Annotated in this window: 18 protein-coding genes; all 18 read left to right on the top strand. The window is 42.9% G+C overall.

Annotated elements, in window-relative coordinates; translation table 11 throughout:
- Positions 1-10: 10 nt before the first annotated feature.
- The 18 genes from ACFPTP_RS14350 to dnaI all read left to right on the top strand — a co-directional run bounded on the left by ACFPTP_RS14350 (position 11) and on the right by dnaI (position 17,673).
- On the top strand, positions 11-484 hold the full coding sequence (locus ACFPTP_RS14350) for a MaoC/PaaZ C-terminal domain-containing protein (RefSeq protein ID WP_381446797.1): 474 nt from the start codon (positions 11-13) through the stop codon (positions 482-484).
- 51 nt (positions 485-535) lie between these two features.
- Positions 536-1,243, top strand: coding sequence for a response regulator transcription factor (locus ACFPTP_RS14345; protein ID WP_465269809.1), 708 nt, complete (start codon positions 536-538; stop codon positions 1,241-1,243).
- On the top strand, positions 1,240-2,640 hold the full coding sequence (gene pnpS, locus ACFPTP_RS14340; RefSeq protein WP_381446156.1) for a two-component system histidine kinase PnpS: 1,401 nt from the start codon (positions 1,240-1,242) through the stop codon (positions 2,638-2,640). Before ACFPTP_RS14345 ends, pnpS begins: the two co-directional genes overlap by 4 nt.
- Before the next feature lie 75 nt (positions 2,641-2,715).
- On the top strand, positions 2,716-3,684 hold the full coding sequence (hflK, locus tag ACFPTP_RS14335) for an FtsH protease activity modulator HflK (protein WP_381446154.1): 969 nt from the start codon (positions 2,716-2,718) through the stop codon (positions 3,682-3,684).
- On the top strand, positions 3,684-4,685 hold the full coding sequence (hflC, locus tag ACFPTP_RS14330; RefSeq protein ID WP_381446152.1) for a protease modulator HflC: 1,002 nt from the start codon (positions 3,684-3,686) through the stop codon (positions 4,683-4,685). The genes hflK and hflC overlap by 1 nt, the downstream gene beginning before the upstream one ends.
- Positions 4,686-5,191: 506 nt before the next feature.
- The gene (locus tag ACFPTP_RS14325) at positions 5,192-5,728 is read left to right on the top strand and encodes a hypothetical protein (protein WP_381446150.1); all 537 of its coding nucleotides are present in this window, start codon (positions 5,192-5,194) and stop codon (positions 5,726-5,728) included.
- Positions 5,729-5,984: 256 nt separating this feature from the next.
- A complete protein-coding gene (locus ACFPTP_RS14320) occupies positions 5,985-6,521 on the top strand; it encodes a GNAT family N-acetyltransferase (RefSeq protein WP_381446148.1) in 537 nt (178 codons plus the stop codon).
- A 101-nt stretch (positions 6,522-6,622) separates the two neighbouring features.
- Positions 6,623-6,949 (top strand): DUF3221 domain-containing protein, encoded by a 327-nt coding sequence (locus ACFPTP_RS14315; RefSeq protein ID WP_381446145.1) that lies wholly within the window; start codon positions 6,623-6,625, stop codon positions 6,947-6,949.
- A 109-nt stretch (positions 6,950-7,058) separates the two neighbouring features.
- Positions 7,059-7,985 carry a hypothetical protein gene (locus ACFPTP_RS14310; protein ID WP_381446143.1) on the top strand — a complete coding sequence of 309 codons (927 nt, stop codon included), beginning with the start codon at positions 7,059-7,061 and terminating at the stop codon, positions 7,983-7,985.
- Between the two features lie 141 nt (positions 7,986-8,126).
- A complete protein-coding gene (locus ACFPTP_RS14305; RefSeq protein WP_381446141.1) occupies positions 8,127-8,339 on the top strand; it encodes a hypothetical protein in 213 nt (70 codons plus the stop codon).
- Between the two features lie 269 nt (positions 8,340-8,608).
- Positions 8,609-8,914 (top strand): hypothetical protein, encoded by a 306-nt coding sequence (locus tag ACFPTP_RS14300; RefSeq protein ID WP_381446139.1) that lies wholly within the window; start codon positions 8,609-8,611, stop codon positions 8,912-8,914.
- A 555-nt stretch (positions 8,915-9,469) separates the two neighbouring features.
- On the top strand, positions 9,470-12,094 hold the full coding sequence (gene polA / locus ACFPTP_RS14295) for a DNA polymerase I (RefSeq protein ID WP_381446137.1): 2,625 nt from the start codon (positions 9,470-9,472) through the stop codon (positions 12,092-12,094).
- A 9-nt stretch (positions 12,095-12,103) separates the two neighbouring features.
- A complete protein-coding gene (gene mutM / locus ACFPTP_RS14290) occupies positions 12,104-12,976 on the top strand; it encodes a DNA-formamidopyrimidine glycosylase (protein ID WP_381446135.1) in 873 nt (290 codons plus the stop codon).
- Between the two features lie 16 nt (positions 12,977-12,992).
- Complete coding sequence (gene coaE, locus ACFPTP_RS14285; RefSeq protein ID WP_381446795.1) at positions 12,993-13,589, top strand: dephospho-CoA kinase; 597 nt, start codon at positions 12,993-12,995, stop codon at positions 13,587-13,589.
- Positions 13,590-13,716: 127 nt separating this feature from the next.
- Positions 13,717-14,739, top strand: a complete 1,023-nt coding sequence (locus ACFPTP_RS14280) for a glyceraldehyde-3-phosphate dehydrogenase (protein WP_381446133.1) — start codon at positions 13,717-13,719, stop codon at positions 14,737-14,739.
- 122 nt (positions 14,740-14,861) lie between these two features.
- Positions 14,862-15,326, top strand: coding sequence for a transcriptional regulator NrdR (nrdR, locus tag ACFPTP_RS14275; RefSeq protein WP_381446131.1), 465 nt, complete (start codon positions 14,862-14,864; stop codon positions 15,324-15,326).
- 35 nt (positions 15,327-15,361) lie between these two features.
- A complete protein-coding gene (locus tag ACFPTP_RS14270) occupies positions 15,362-16,726 on the top strand; it encodes a replication initiation and membrane attachment family protein (RefSeq protein ID WP_381446129.1) in 1,365 nt (454 codons plus the stop codon).
- Between the two features lie 2 nt (positions 16,727-16,728).
- The gene (dnaI, locus tag ACFPTP_RS14265) at positions 16,729-17,673 is read left to right on the top strand and encodes a primosomal protein DnaI (protein WP_381446127.1); all 945 of its coding nucleotides are present in this window, start codon (positions 16,729-16,731) and stop codon (positions 17,671-17,673) included.
- Positions 17,674-17,678 lie beyond the last annotated feature (5 nt).

Below are 17,678 nucleotides of genomic sequence, written 5' to 3'. Positions count from 1 at the left end.
AAGCAAGTTGATATTAGGCAAAAAAAGGCGGATTGGAAGGGAAATCGACAAGATCGTTGAAGGAGAAAAGTTGAAGCTCACTGAAAAGATCGAGGACAAGGATTTACTTCTCTACCTAGGTTTGACAAATGATTCAAATCCGCTGTACATCCAGCATGATTATGCATCGCAAACCGAATTTGACAAGCCGATTGTGCCGACGATCATGTTGAATGGAATTGTAACCTCAGCCATTTCGAAATATTTGCCTGGCCCAGGGTCGCATGTGACGGAGCAACACTTGCTATTCCCGACTCATGTGCATCATTATGAAACAATTGAATTCCTATTTGAAGTCATCCGAGTGGAAAAAGAAAAAGACTCGATCGTTATTATGGTCGAGGCGACGAATGAGGAAGGTAAAACCGTCATTTCGGGAACTGTGACAGTCATTCCGCCATCCGTCAGGGAAAACCTGACGTCGGATGCTATGGAGAATTTTTGATTCCCATTCATTGAATAACAAAAGAAAAGGCATCTAAGGGGGATTTGGGAAATCATGCAAAAGATTTTAATCGTTGATGATGAACAGCCGATCCGCACGTTATTGGATTATAATCTGAAACAATCCAATTTCGAAACGATCATGGCTGCAGATGGCGAGCAGGCGGTTGAAAAAGTGGAAAATGAAAATCCGGATTTGATCCTGCTCGATCTAATGCTGCCGAAAATGGATGGCATAGAAGTATGCAAAATCCTGAGGCAACGGAATATTAATACGCCTATCATCATGCTGACAGCTAAAGGCGAGGAAACCGATAAAGTCCTTGGTTTGGAAATCGGTGCCGATGATTATATGACGAAACCATTCAGTCCGCGTGAAGTGATTGCGAGAGTGAAGGCGGTCTTGCGACGCAGCGGAGAGCGGACCGGCATCGATGAAGAGGAGGGGCAGGCACTTCGTACAGGTTCACTTACCGTACATCCAGAGCAGTACGAGGCGTACTTGAATGATGAAGCATTGGAATTCACCCCGAAGGAATTCGAACTGCTCGTCTATTTCATGCAAAATAAAAATCGTGTTCTTACCCGCGATCAGCTATTAAGCGCGGTTTGGAATTATGATTTTGCGGGAGATACCCGGATCGTTGATGTGCATGTCAGCCATTTACGGGAAAAGATAGAGGAAAATACAAGAAAACCAATTTTCATTAAAACGGTTAGAGGGATTGGATATAAATTTGAGGAGCAGAAATTGAAATGAATGGTCTCTACTCTAGACTGTTAATCGCTTTTGCCGTCATATTCTTGATTCTGTTGACTGGTCTTGGTGTCGTCCTTGGCCAGTTTTTTCATATGATCGATCACGGAATAACATTGCAAGTTCAGCGTAAATATTGGATTTTCCTCATCATCATTTTGACAATAGCTTATTTTCTTGCCCTTATGCTGTGTGCTCGTATTATCAGGCACTATGCGAAACCGATTGATCTGGTGACGGAAACTGCTGAGAAAATTGCACGCGGCGATTATTTGGCAAGGACACCGATCGATGATTTAGGGAGTGATCATGAACTAGGCATCGCAGTGAACCAGGTTGCAAGGAATTTGCAGGAAACATCGATATTGCGGGCGATGGAGAAGGAACGTCTGAAAACATTGATTGAAAGCATGGGCAATGGACTGCTCATGTTCGGAAGAGAAGGATCGGTCAATTTAGTGAATGGCGTATTTGAAAAGACGTTTGGATACAACCGGGATGAATTGATAGGAAAAACGTTCATGGAGATCGGGCTGCCCCAGGGCATTGAAAGTCTGATTGAGGATGTGTTTTTGACAGAGCAAGTGCATGAAAGACAAATCCGGAACGGTCAATCCCATTTCAATGTGTACGGTGCACCCGTAATCGGACGCCATGGCAATTGGCTCGGCATCATTGTCGTGACACATGATATAACGAAGCTTGTAAAACTGGAGGAAATCCGCAAAGACTTCGTTGCCAACGTTTCACACGAGCTGAGGACCCCAATCACATCCATCAAAGGCTTTACGGAAACGTTATTGGATGGAGCAATGAAAGACCCGGTAGCCTCAAAGGATTTCCTGGAAATCATCCAAAAAGAGAGCGACCGATTGCATTTATTGATTAACGATCTTTTGGAGCTGTCAGGCATCGAGCGGGAAGGATTCCAACTTCAAATAAGCAATGTGCTCATTTCGGATGTCATTGAAAAGTCGATGAAGATCATTAGTGGACTGCTTGAAAAGAAGAATATGGTTATTGTAAAAGACATCCAATCGAACATTTCAGTTGAAGCGGATGCCGACAGACTTATTCAAGTATTGGTCAACTTGCTCACAAACGCCATCAATTACTCGAAAGAGAACACGACAATTTCGATACATGCTTCTGAGACTGCAGATGAGGCGATCATTGAAGTAAAAGATGAAGGAATGGGAATCGCCAAGACAGAGCTGCCAAGATTATTCGAGCGTTTTTATCGGGTGGATCGCGCCCGGAGCAGGGACTCTGGCGGAACGGGGCTAGGGTTGGCAATCGTCAAGCATCTCATCGAGGCGCATGGCGGAAAGGTTACCGTTGATAGTGAATTGGGAGTAGGGTCTATATTTACTATACATTTACCAAAGAAATCCGCTTAACGCGGATTTTTTTTGAAACCAAATTCGCTCTTCGACCGTAAGTACAGTAGATACATAGATAAAGGGGGAATTCAAATGAGCACACGCCGAGCTTCGGTGGCAGCGGGTCTTGTAATATCTGGAGTGTTATTGCTCATCATTGCATTTTCGACATGGTATACAGTGGACGAATCAGAACAGGCCGTTGTGATCACTTTTGGAAAAGCAGGTAGTCCAGTGACAGATTCTGGCTTGCATTTTAAAATGCCTTGGCCGATCCAGCAAGTTGAAAAACTTTCAAAAGAGACATTTAGTCTTCAGTTCGGATATAAGCAAGATCCTAACGGAGAACTCGTTTCATTTGATAAAGAAACAAAAATGATTACTGGGGATGAATATATTGTTCTCGCGGATTTAGTAGTCCAATGGAAAATTACAGATCCTGAAAAGTATTTATTCAACTCGCAAAACCCACAGGAAATCCTACATGATGCAACGTCTTCTTCCATCAGATCAGTGATCGGAAGTTCAACGATTGATGCTGCATTGACAGATGGAAAAGCGGAAATTGAAGCAAAGACACGTGAATTATTGACAACACTTATGACGAATTATGATATAGGCATTTCGATTCAAGGTGTCAAATTGCAGGATGTTGAGCTTCCAAATGCGGAAGTCCGTGCCGCATTCACTGCCGTTACAGATGCCCGTGAAACGAAAAGCACCAAAATCAATGAAGCCGAAAAATACAAGAATCAGCGGGAAAGTGAAGCAATCGGGGAACGGGATGCAATTAAGTCCCGTGCGCTCGGACAAAAGACTGCACGTATTGAGCAAGCACGTGGAGATGTCGCTCTATTCAACGATCTGCACGCAGAATACAGTAAAAACAAGGCGATCACACGTCAGCGTCTGATCATTGAAACGTTGGAACAAGTATTACCTCAAGCGAAAATCTATATTATGAATGATAATGGCGAAACGTTGAAATACTTGCCGTTGCAGCAATTGGAAAGCCAAACACCACCACCGGCTGAACAGAAAACGGAAGGGGGCGGGAACTGATGTCGAACGATAACAATCCATTCAAAAGTATTGAAGATAAATTCAAAGAAATGCAACGTACACAAAAGAAAAAGCCGTCTGGAACGGAAAAGGTTGTCACTTCCAAAAAGCCGTTTAACACAAGAAAGTTCGTAAAGACAGCAATTACTTTGACGGTTATATTTGCAATTGCGGTCATTCTACTCGCGAATGTATTCATAGTAAAAGAAGGAGAATATCGGGTAGTACGCCAATTCGGTGAAATTACGAGAATTATTGACGAACCAGGATTGAACATGAAAATACCATTCATTCAATCAGTGACAAGCTTGCCTAAAAATCAAATGAATTATAATGTTTTAGAAGCAGAAATCAGCACAAAAGATAAAAAACGGATTATCATTGATAATTATGCTGTGTGGAAAATTACGGATGCTAGGAAGATGATTTCCAATGCGCGAAATATCATCAATGCGGAAGCACGCATGGAGGAATTCATCTATTCCGTCATTCGAAACGAGATGGGTAAGTTGGATTACGTAGATGTCGTCAATGAAGAAAATTCAAAACGAGGCAACTTGAATGACCTAGTCACTCAGAAAGTGAACGAGTTTCTTGATGAAGGTAATTTTGGCATTGAAGTGATTGACGTCCGGATGAAAAGAATTGATCTTCCAGAGGAAAACGAACATTCCATTTACACACGGATGATTTCCGAACGTGAATCGACTGCCCAAAGATATCTCTCAGAGGGAGATGCGGAAAAGAAGATAATTATGGCCGAAACGGATCGGGGAGTACAAGAGATGCTTGCGACAGCGAAGAAAGACGCAGCCATCATCCATGCTGAAGGGGAAGCGGAAGCTGCTAAAATCTATAATAACGCATTCTCGAAAGATCCAGAGTTCTACAATCTCTACCGTACGCTGCAGTCCTATTCACGGACAATCGGCGAAGACACAGTAATCATCATGCCAGCTGATTCGCCATACGCGAAAATACTGACAGGATACTTGGAATAATAGAGAGTGGAAAAGGGAGTATTAGTTGATTTTCGCTCCAAGCGGACGCTTTTCGCGGGCGGATAGCAAATAGGGACACAATTCACACTCGAATTGGCGTCCCTATTTTTGTTGGTATGATGAGGTGCATGGACCCGTTTACAATCTTACTAGAGCCAACTTGTTTTGATATCGGGTCGATATAATTGAAAGAAAAGGGAGGGATGTACAACTCGTGTATTTGGGTAATCTTCAAATGGGATTAACAAACTTATTTCGATAATAAGTTCAGATGCACTGCTAGTTTTAATGCAAAATATGATTACTGGTATGATGTTTGGAACTTTTATAGGGAATGAAACGTATCATTGTTAATCAGAAAATACTAAATGGAGGTAATTTCTTGATAAAGGAAATGCGCATCAACCAAAAACACATGTATGAGTGGGCACTTCAATCTAATAAGTGCAAGCGAACAATACTCGAGCGTTATGGCAAGTAAACAAATTAAAAGGGTGGGTGTTCCAATGTTTCAGCCTACAGCATTTTTCCGTGCTGGTTTAAAGATTATCGGTGTGTTAACAATCATTTGGAGTTTGAATCACGCTGTCACCGTTGTTTTTGCATTCAACTCTATCTACAATCTCTCAGAGCTGATGAATCATAGTGATTTGATGAATTATCGTCTTTCGCTTATTTTCCAAGCAGTATATCCTGTTTTGCTTTTGGCATTTGGGGTTTACTTGTTAAAAAGCGGTGAGACAATCATCCTATTTGCTTTTCGAGGTTCTGTTGAGGAACTGAAAGACAAAGCAGGGGAGTTGTTCATGCTCTTTATGAAATTAGCCGGGTTAGGTTTGATTATTTTTTCAATCCCAAAGGCGTTTCAATTAGTGGCTAATATCATGTTTGTTTCATCTGCAACATTAATCAATACAAGTGCTCAAATGGAATTCATACTTCAAAACCTTATTATGACTATTGTTCAGTTATTGCTTGGCGTCTATTTACTTAGGAGCGGGAAAGTCTTCTATAAAATCGGGTTTAAAAACTCATCTGAGTGATTTTGTGGAAACGTACTCAGTCTGTTGCGAAACTAACTTATGTCTTTTATCGGCGTAATAGAAAAGGCCGGCGATCACCATCTCTTTTTTATTTGGCCAGTGCAATCCTCGTAGCACGCACGGAAAGTGGGGGCGCTATTCAAGCATAAGGATTAGTGTTCTATCTTAATAGAAAGAACAGAGTATGGAGAAAGAATTCATTAGGAACATTTCAGAAATGTATTTTGCACAATTAATTTAAAGGAGTGCTGTCTTAATGCTTTTTTGTGGGGAAAGAATTCGATTAAGAAAAATGGCTATGGAGGACGTTCCTATCTACCACGAGTGGAGAAATGATATAGAGGTCATGCAATATACCAGTCCATCTTTAGATGTTTATACATATACCGATACAGAAAACTTCGTCAAAAATATAACCGGATCCCATAATTCAAAGGGCTATATAATCGAAGAAATTAGTACTGGTAAACCTATTGGTGTCACATCACTTATTAACATCGATTATAGAAACCGTAACGCCGAGTGTATAATTGATATCGGCGAGAAAAATTATTGGAGTAAAGGTTTTGGACGGGAGGCTTTTCAGCTACTTTTGGAATTTGCCTTCAAGGAGTTAAATTTGCATAAAGTGTTTTTGAGAGTTTTTTCTTACAATGAACGAGCAATAAGATTATATCAAAAACTTGGTTTTAATGAAGAAGGAAATTTAAAAGAGCAACTTTATCGGAATGGCTCTTGGCATGGTGTTGTTTTTATGGGGCTTCTAAAAAGCAATTACATGCATCACAAATAATGTTCCAGAAAAGGGTGCGATTCTTGAAAATGAATCTGCGTCCATTCTGCAATAGGGCCATTTTGTCGGATTTAATTCGTACAACAATAGAGGTGAAATGCATGAAGATCTGGAACCACATATTTTTGAAAAGAGGTCTTTCTTTGCTGCTCCTAACATTTTTTATCTTGGCTGCCTGTACTAATCCTGGTGAAGAGGTTAAAGGCGAGTATGATGTTAAGGGAAACATTGTTGATATAGATAGCGCAGAAAATAGTATCTTAGTTGAGGGTGAAAATAAAGGATTGACATGGGTAGCACTGCCTGAAAATGGAGATATCAAAAAATATGAAGAAGGGCAAGAAGTAGTCATTTGGGTAGATGGGGGAATAGACACTTCTTCACCAGCGTATACAAAGGCTTTGAACATTGAAATACTAAACAAATAATAACTATTTCTACAATCGGGCGCTTTTGTTGCAAAGACATACCAGGACAGGACATTCTACCGCTGTTAAGAAGCGCGCTGTCTTCTCCAAGAAAGGTGGAAGTAAAAAAATGAAATCAACACTCGAAATACCCACAATCCCTATAGCGAACCTGAACGAAGAGCTGAAATATGCGAATCCAGTTTCAATTGCAATCGGCCATGATAACGATCTATTCGTCCTGCTGGCGGAAGAGCGGCCACCTTTAATTAATGGCTGTTTCCCCGCAACGGTTACGGAAGAAAGCTATAGTTATCATGTCGTCCATGTGAAGGACGGGCAGAAGACAGTTGTGCATTTGCCGAAAGAGAAATGGAATTATCATTATATACAGCCGATCGATGATGGACATATATTACTTGTCGGTGCGCGATCGTATTACCACGATGCGCAGAATATTGAGGAAAACGCAAGGGTGTATGATAAAAATGGGCGTTTGATCCGATCGTTTTGTCTAGGCGATGGGATTCAGCACGTGTACGTTACAAAGAACCAGGAAATTTGGACAGGGTACTTTGATGAAGGGGTTTTCGGCAATTATGGCTGGGAGGAACCAATCGGTCGTAGCGGTCTGGTTGGCTGGGATGCGTCAGGTCATAAGATCGATTCAATGGAAGAGGACAAGGAGTATTCCATTTTTGAGTGTTTAGCGCTTACCGGTGATGCTGAAGACAAGATTTGGTTTTTCTTCAGTATTGATTCGAAGATTGGAGTACGAAAAAATGGACGGACAGTGTATTATTCGCCCGAAGGTCAGGGTTTCCAGTCGTTTGCGGTGAACGGGGATACCATCATTGCGTATCGAGGAAGATGGGGTCAGTTACTTTTTGAGATGCAGCGTGAAGGTGATGAATGTAAGGTTGTTCATGAAATTGAGCTGATTAAGCCGGCTGGTACGCCTGTCAAACCGGAATTGGTGAGCAACCGGGAGAACCGAATACTGTTTTTGGACGGAGATGAGTTGTACATGTTTGAGGCGAAATCGGGCGCGTGTTGAAAAGCCACTGGCTAAGATTTTGAGGTTTATTTTTATATAAAACTACTAGGCAAGTTTAGAAAAAACCACAATTCTACTATAATGCTTTGTTTACGCTCGCCAAACGGTCCATTTAGCCATAGATCCAGGAGGAAGTTAAACATGAAGAAAATTATTGTTGTTATGTTGATGCTCATTTCAGTTTTGGCTGCTTGCTCCTCAACAGTAACCAACTTAACAGAGGTTGAGGATGTACCGGAATTTGTACAGGATTCTATACAGCTCAATGTTCAATTGCAGCTAAAAGAAGAAAACAAAAACAGTTACTATATCACTCTTCAATCGGATGGGGATGCGAATTTTTTTATTATGTAAAAGGTGACATAGTGGAGATGAAATTTGATGTATCTAACTTCGACACAGGAACGAAAAAACAAAATGTATATCACCTAACGACAGATAAAGATATTGATACTATTGAGGTATATATCAATAGGGAACGAAGCGGTTTTGACGTAATCTCATTCTCATAAGACATACGCTAAATATTTAATCAAACTGGCGCAATTCTTGATTAAGGAACTGCATCCTGTATTGCAGAAATGGACCAGATTTCGAATGGATAAAAGTGAGGTGTATGTTTGATGAAAAGAAATGCGAGACTGCTTTCAGTTATTAGTATCGCGTTTGTATCAGTTTATATTGTCTTATTTTTATCAACTGGTTTAAACAAGATAGCGATGTATAATCAGTGGTACGCATTTTTATTATGTGTTTTCCTATCGGTGGGGGGATTTACTCTATCAATTTTTTCGATTTTCGGAGAAAGAACCCGTATCTCTCCTTATTTTACAGTAGCATTCTCATTTTTATTAATTCTATTTACCATTTTTGTGTTTCTTCTACCTGAAGCAGGAATACCACCTGCTATACCATTAATTTTTGATTGACTAAGAGCTTGTTCAGTCGTTTTTATTTCATAGCACACTCCAAGTTGATTGGAGTGGAAGACGGCGACTCTGGGAGGATTAGCGAACGCCGTTACGAAGAACGGCGTTTGCGAGCAAAAGCAAAGCGTTGCGAGCAGGAATGGCAAATAGGCTGCCTTAATTTCTGCAAAGGACACAGAAATACGGCAAATCGAACCCTGCGCTGTTCGTTTGGCTCAAGCCACGCCCTCCGGAAAGCGTCCGTCTGGAACGGAAATCAACGGTTGTACACGGTCTAGAGGATTGGGCGCTTTAACGGTATAAGGGCGCGTTCGTGGTACAGAGAAAATGCTCAGGCATAAAAGCCTGGGCTTTTTTCTGCTTTTTCTGCTGTCAATTCGACTACGGATCCACGCTATTTTAGTTTTTCTAAATGAAAAAGTGGCTCCTTACGAAAAATTCGAAGGTGATAATTATTTATATAGATAGCGTTATTGGTAGTCACACTTGCCCACGTGGTAAGATAAATGAAGATGACGTCTTTTATTGGATGAACGAACAAGGGAGTGGAGTCATGTGACAAAGAAGAAAATAGTGCTATTAGATGGTAACAGCTTGGCGTATCGAGCGTTTTTCGCATTACCGTTATTGACGAACGATACAGGCATCCATACAAACGCTGTGTACGGCTTCACGATGATGTTGCAAAACATACTGGCAGATGAAAAGCCGACGCATATGCTCGTTGCCTGGGATGCAGGGAAGACGACCTTCAGGCATTCAACATTCAGCGAATATAAAGGTGGAAGGCAAAAGACGCCGCCTGAGCTATCGGAGCAGTTCCCTTACTTGCGGAAATTGCTGGACGCCTACCAAATTACGCAATACGAACTCGATCAGTATGAAGCGGATGACATCATCGGTACATTAAGCAAATCCGGGGACGAAGAAGGCGTAGAAGTCGTCATCATTTCAGGTGACAAGGACTTGACGCAGCTTGCAAGTGACCATACGACGGTGTGCATTACGCGAAAAGGGATTACAGACCTTGAAAAGTACACACCTGAACATGTAATGGAGAAATACGGCATCACACCGCCACAGATTATCGATATGAAAGGTCTTATGGGAGATGCATCCGACAATATTCCTGGCGTCCCGGGTGTCGGTGAGAAGACTGCGCTTAAACTGTTAAAAGAATATGGCACGGTCGAAAAGGTATATGAATCATTGGACTCCGTTTCAGGGAAGAAATTGAAGGAAAACTTGACGGAAAATGAAGAGCTGGCTTATCTGAGCAAGAAGCTTGCGACAATAGAAGTGGATGCCCCGATTACCATTTCGATAGATGACTTAGCTTATCCGGGACCGGATGAAGAAAACGTCAAAACGATTTATGAGGAACTGAAGTTCAAATCATTGCTCGATAAAATGGAATCTCCAACTGAAAATGGCCCTATAGCAGAAATCGACGTTCAAATTGTCGCGAATCCTGAAGCAATTGATCTTGCTGATGAGATGGCGATCCATGTGGAAATGATGGATGAAAATTACTTGTCTACGGAAGTTACAGGCGTCAGCATGACAGATGACGAGCAAACAGTTTTCATTCCAATCGGGGTCTTGCAACAATCGGACCGTTTAAAAGAATGGTTTAGCGATGAAGCGAAAAAGAAGTATGCAACCGATTCAAAAGCGGCTTATGCTTCATTATTGCGCTACGGCGTTGAAGTGAACGGCTTCGAATTCGATTTATTGCTGGCCACATATATTGCAAATCCATCCTCTTCATACACAGATGTCGCTTCCGTAGCTAAGGAATTCAACTATTCGGATGTGCAGCCCGACGAAGCGGTTTATGGAAAAGGTGCGAAAAAAGCATTGCCGGAAGAAAAGGTGCTTGCAGACCATGCCGGCAGGAAGGCACAGGCCGTCTGGAAGCTGAGGCCAGTGCTTGAGGAGAAATTGCGTGAAAACGATCAGTTCGAATTATATCATGAGCTCGAAATGCCACTCGCAAATATTCTTGGCAAGATGGAATCTACTGGTGTGAAGACGGATTTGGGAATCCTCCAACAAATCGGCCTTCAGTTATCCACAAGATTGACCGAGCTCGAATCGATCATCTATGAAATGGCTGGACAACCATTCAATATCAATTCGCCGAAGCAGTTAGGTGAAATCCTGTTCGAAAAGATTGGATTGACGCCAATCAAAAAGACGAAAACAGGCTATTCGACTGCAGCTGACGTATTGGAAAAGCTTGAAAGCGAGCATGAAATCATCAGTTTCATTTTGACATACCGTCAGCTCGGAAAGCTGAATTCCACATACATTGAGGGGCTTTCGAAGGAAATCCACGAAGACGGGAAAATCCATACCCGGTTCCAGCAGGCATTGACGCAAACGGGTCGATTAAGTTCAATCAACCCGAACTTGCAAAACATCCCGATCCGTCTTGAGGAAGGTCGGAAAATCCGTGCGGCATTTGTTCCTTCAGAACCTGGCTGGCTCATGTTCGCTGCCGACTATTCACAGATTGAACTGCGTGTCCTTGCCCATATGTCCCAGGACGAAAAAATGATTTCGGCTTTCCGGGAAGGGGAGGACATCCATACGAAGACAGCGATGGACGTATTCGGTGTCGATAAAGATGGCGTCTCGTCAGACATGAGACGGACTGCAAAGGCGGTCAACTTTGGTATCGTCTACGGCATCAGTGATTATGGCCTGTCCCAAAGCTTGAATATTACCCGAAAAGAAGCAGGTAAATTCATCGATACGTATCTCAAGACATTTCCAGGCGTGAAGCAATATATGGAGGACATCGTCTCGGAGGCGAAAATGAAAGGCTATGTCGTCACGATGATGAATAGACGAAGATACTTGCCTGATATTACGAGTTCGAATTTCAATTTACGCAGTTTTGCGGAAAGAACCGCAATGAATACACCGATACAAGGGACAGCTGCAGATATCATTAAAAAGGCGATGATCGATATGGATGCAAGATTGAAGGATGAGAACATGCAAACACGGATGCTCCTTCAAGTGCATGATGAATTGATCTTTGAAGCGCCTGAGGAAGAAATCGAAAAACTGAAGAAAATCGTGCCAGAAGTGATGGAATCGGCTTTGTCACTCGATGTACCTTTAAAGGCAGAGTGGGCGTATGGCCACTCCTGGTACGAAACGAAGTGAGGAATAGAAATGCCAGAACTGCCTGAAGTGGAAGGTGTCGTCCGCGAATTATCGTCCGTCTCCATCGGGCGCACAATTTCTGAAGTGCAAGTTTCCGATGTCATTAGGAAATCAAAGGAGTTGGGCAAGGAAGCGATTGTCAAAGGGAGAACCCTTGAAGATTTCGTCGATGAACTTGCTGCAATGACGATAGTGGACATCACGAGGAGAAGTAAATATATTTATTTTCATTTGGAAAAGGATGGCCTGCCATTCTTGCTTGTGAGCCATCTTGGGATGTCGGGTGCATGGTTCGTTGTCGACAAGTTGGATGACATTACGGAACAGAAGTTCAGGAACCATGTCCATGTCATTTTGAACATGGCCGATGGCGGATTGCTCATCTATTCGGACATCCGGCGTTTCGGTGAATTGCGTCTGCTGCAAAAGGAAGAGGATTATTTGCCATTGCTGAAAATGGCACCCGAACCTTTTGACGCAGTCGCCGCCGACCATTTTCTCGCCATGGCTTCAACGCCAAAATATGCGCGTAGGCCGATCAAAGAAGTGATTATGGATGGCCACGTCATATCAGGTTGCGGCAATATCTATGCAACGGAAGCGCTGTTTAGAATGAAGATCCACCCCGGCAGAGCGACGGAGCGGATCAGTGAAAAAAGGAAGCGGGAACTGTTCCGAGAGATCGTCGACGTTCTGCAAGAGAGCATCGATGCGGGAGGCAGCTCCATCTCGGATTATCGGAATATAAACGGGGAGGCGGGAACGATGCAGACCCGTCTGAAGATGTATGGGAAGAAAGTGTGCGGCACATGCGGCAAAGAGACGAAAAGCATGAAAATCGCCGGGAGGACTTCTGTCTATTGCCCGCAATGCCAAAGGTGAGGAAAGGATGATTGCAATGATCATCGGATTGACAGGAAGCATCGCGACCGGCAAAAGCACTGTGTCACGGATGCTGAAACAAAAAGGATACCCGATTGTTGACGCGGATGAGATTTCAAGGCTTGTCGTGGAACCGGGAAGTCCTGTGCTTGATCAAATTGCCCAAGCTTTTGGCGCCGACGTACTCCTGTCGGACGGTTCGCTGAATCGAGAAAAGCTTGGAAACCTCATTTTTAATGATGGGGCAATGCGGGAAAAGCTGAACGGAATCATTCATCCTGCTGTCCGGGCAGAAATGATTCGGCAAAAGGAAGAATGGTTGGAAAAAGGGGCAAACACCATCATCATGGACATTCCGCTCCTTTTCGAAAGCAAGCTTCAGTCGTATGTGGATAAAATCATTGTCGTTTCGGCTACCCCTGTCATCCAAAGGGAGCGCTTGATCGCCCGAAACGGCTATGCTGCGGAAGAAGCCGATGCACGCATCAATTCCCAGCTGCCGATTATGGAGAAGGAAAAAGGCGCAGATGCAGTCATTAATAATGATGGAACACTTGATGAGACGGAAAAACAGCTGAACCAGATTTTATTGAAATGGGACGCTAAACTATGATTTTATTCTCTGAAAAGTGGAACATTGTTATTTTGTTCACAAACTCTTTGCACGTGGTTAAAATGTGCTATACTAATTAACGGATAAACGATAATAAGTATATAACATTACGCAGGAGGATTTTTTCATGACTACTTCGATAGCGATAAACGGTTTCGGGCGGATTGGCCGCATGGTGTTCCGCCAAATTATCACGAAGGATGACGTGGATGTAGTAGCGGTAAATGCATCTTATCCGGCAGAGACTTTAGCACATTTGATTAAGTATGACACAAATCATGGAGTTTTTGACGGGGAAGTCGTTGTGGAGGAAAATGCTCTTGTTGTTAACGGAAAGCGTGTCCAATTAATAGCTGAGCGCGATCCGTCCAAGTTACCTTGGAAAGAGCTTGGTGTAGATGTCGTCATTGAAGCTACGGGAGTATTCAATGAACGTAGTAAAGCTGCCCTTCATTTGGATGCAGGTGCGAAGAAAGTCATTTTGACAGCTCCGGGGAAAAATGAAGACGTAACAGTCGTTCTCGGTGTGAACGATGATAAACTAGATATCGAAAAACATGATGTCATTTCCAATGCAAGCTGCACGACGAACTGTCTTGCACCGGTTGCAAAAGTGTTGAATGATACTTTCGGCATTGAAAACGGATTGATGACAACTGTTCATGCTTATACAAACGATCAGAAGAACTTGGATAATCCGCATAAGGACCTTCGTCGTGCACGTGCATGTGCACAGTCGATCATCCCGACTTCTACTGGTGCGGCAAAAGCGTTATCGCTCGTATTGCCAGAGCTTGAAGGGAAAATCCACGGCATGGCGCTTCGGGTACCAACGCCGAACGTATCACTTGTCGACCTCGTTGTTGACGTGAAAAAAGATGTAACAGTGGAAGAAGTGAATGAGGCATTCATCAAAGCAGCAGAAGGCCCGCTTGCAGGAATCCTTCGTTTTACTACTGAACCACTTGTATCGATTGACTTCAACACAACAACAGAATCCGCGACGATTGACGGTCTCTCAACGATCGTCATGGGCGACCGTAAAGTGAAAGTCCTCGCATGGTATGATAATGAGTGGGGTTACTCGGCCCGGGTTGTTGAATTGGCTATAAAAGTAGGAAATGCATTGAAATCCAAAGTGAATTCTTAATCTGCAAATGAAAATCGTCCAGGTCGATCACTCGGCTTGGACGATTTTGTCTTCTCTTTCTATATTTTTGTCGAACTTCTGTTATAATCGATATACTATACGGAATTGCGGAGGATGCAAAAATGATATGTCCAGCTTGTCATTATAATGGCACCCGGGTCATCGATTCCAGACCTGCTGAAGAGAATCGATCCATCCGAAGACGGCGTGAATGCGAGAAATGCGCTTTCCGTTTCACAACATTCGAGAAAGTGGAAGAGATGCCTCTCATCGTCGTGAAAAAGGATGGCACGCGGGAAGAATTCAGCGGAGAAAAATTGTTAAGAGGATTAATCCGGGCATGTGAAAAACGACCGGTTGATCTTGAGGCGGTTAAAAACATCGTTTATTTGATAGAAAAAGAATTGAGAAGCTCGGGAACCGTTGAAATCGATTCCAAGGATGTCGGCGAAATGGTCATGGAAAAATTGGCCGATGTTGATGAAGTCGCCTATGTCCGGTTCGCTTCTGTTTACCGTCAATATAAGGACATTAACGTTTTTATCGAAGAGCTGCAAAACTTGCAGAAGAAAAATGATGAAAACTGACTTTGAATAAAGGAAGGAAGAGGGGTTCCGACAGTATGCTTTACCAGGAATTACAACCAGTCGATACATTTACAATCAAGTTGTCACACCCGTTCTCGGATTATGACCGGCAACTCCTCACATTGTTCTACCAACCATTGATCGGCCCTGACGCCATGAGTCTATTCATGTCTCTTTGGGCTGACGCAGAACGTGAAAAAGAAATTGAATTTAATCATTACTATTTAATGAATTTATTGACCATGCCTTTAGTAAAAGTGTTCGAAGCAAGGATTTCCCTTGAAGCAATCGGCTTGTTACGTACATATTGCAAACAAGAGGATCAGGATCGCGCTTTCTGCTATGAATTGTTGCAGCCGATGGATGCGAAGTCGTTTTTCGAAGACCCGCTATTATCCACTTTTCTGTTCAGCAAAATCGGAGAGCAAGCTTACCGCAGCCTGAGGGCCCGCTTTGCGGTCGATGATCCGTTGGATGAGCAATACAAAGAAATCTCTCGGACCTTTTTGGATGTGTTCAAGCCTATCCGTTACAATGCATCAGAAGGGATGGAGGAAGGCGGTCAATTGAAGGGGCGCAACGAATCAACAGGTATCCCGTTCGCTTATTCCGACTTCGACTTCAATTTGTTCCGGGCAGGGCTTTCCGAGCAGATGGTGCCAAAATCCGCGCTCGCCACTGTTTCGAATGAATTGATTGAGAAATTGGCCTTCCTTTATTCATTGACTCCACTTGATATGCAAAAAGTTGTCATGATGGCGCTGGATGGAAACACGATGAAGATTCAGGAAGACAGATTGCGAAAGGCGGCTGTGGATTATTATAAGATGAATATTTCACAAACCGCTCCATCCATCGAAAAAGTCTTTACAAAACAACCGGCTATACCAATCGAAGAACCTAAATCGAGGGAAGATAAGTTCATTTTCTATATGGAAAATACTACGCCCCGGGAGATGCTGAAAGACTATACTGGAAATGAACCGCTTCCTGTAGACGTTCAACTTGCGGAAAGACTTGTAACTGTCCATGGCTTCCCAGTTGGCGTGGTGAATGTACTGCTGCATTATATAATTATTCGCAATGACGGTAAAATCACCAAAAACTATGCAGAAAGAATCGCCTCGCATTGGGCGAATAATAAAATTGCGACGGCAAAACAAGCAATGGAAATATCACGCAAAGAACATGACCAATATATTAAATGGCAAAATGAAGGAAGTAAGAAGAAACCGGCATCCCGAAAGCCGACGAGAGTGGAAAAGGTGCCCGAATGGTTTTATAAAACGGATGATGAAAAGGAGCAGCAGCCATCAGCTGATCTTGAACCACCGATTGACGAAGAACGCAAGCGACTGCTACAGGAAAAACTTAATGCAATATCAAGCGGGGTGAAATAAAGTTGGAGAGAATCGGAAATGCAATGAAGCGAGTGTTCAACGCTTCGGACTTAACAGCAAGATATGAACAGTTAAGGAATGAAGTGATGGAGTCCCCAGGCGTCCAACAGTTCATCACCGATCATTCGAATGAAATCGATAGGACGATCGTCAACAAAAGTTTAGGGAAGTTATATGAATATACAACTGCTTCCCATCATTGCGATAAATGCCCTAATATCGAAGGGTGTGTCAATGTGATGAAAGGCTTCGAGCCGAAACTTGTCATGAGTCAAGGATACATCGATCTCGACTATATAAAATGTCCGAATAAACTTGTCGATGATGAGCGCCGAAATATATCCGGCATGATCGATAGCATGTATATGCCGAAGGATGTTATGGAAGCACGTCTGAATAATGTGGATCTCGAACACGATAAAAGCAGGATTATTGTTGCCGAGGCCGCAGCCCAATTCTTTAGTGAAATAAGCGAAAAAGGAAAGTTGCCTGAAAGAGGTCTTTACATTCACGGTCCTTTCGGAACAGGAAAGTCCTTTATATTAGGCGCAATCGCAAATGAGCTTGCCAATCTTCGCATACGGACCGTTGTTGTATATCTCCCTGAATTTCTAAGGGAAATGAAACAATCTATCCAGAATCAGACGTTAAATGAAAAAATCGACTTCGTGAAAAAAGCAGAAGTCCTTATGTTAGACGATTTTGGTGCAGAGTCCATGTCTGCATGGGCCCGTGATGAAGTGATCGGAACGATTCTTCAATACCGCATGGCGGAAAAATTACCGACATTCTTCACATCCAATTTCAACTACGATGAACTACAACATCATTTGACGTACACGCAGCGTGGCGAGCAGGAAGAGGTCAAAGCGGCACGAATTATGGAACGCATTAAAACAGTTGCAAAACCCATCCAGTTGAAAGGGAAAAACCGAAGAGAAATGTAGTTGGA

The organism is Sporosarcina koreensis (assembly GCF_042655825.1).
Classification (GTDB): domain Bacteria; phylum Bacillota; class Bacilli; order Bacillales_A; family Planococcaceae; genus Sporosarcina; species Sporosarcina koreensis.
Note: the sequence above shows the minus strand (reverse complement) of the source record. Positions and strands in the feature narration are given on the sequence as shown.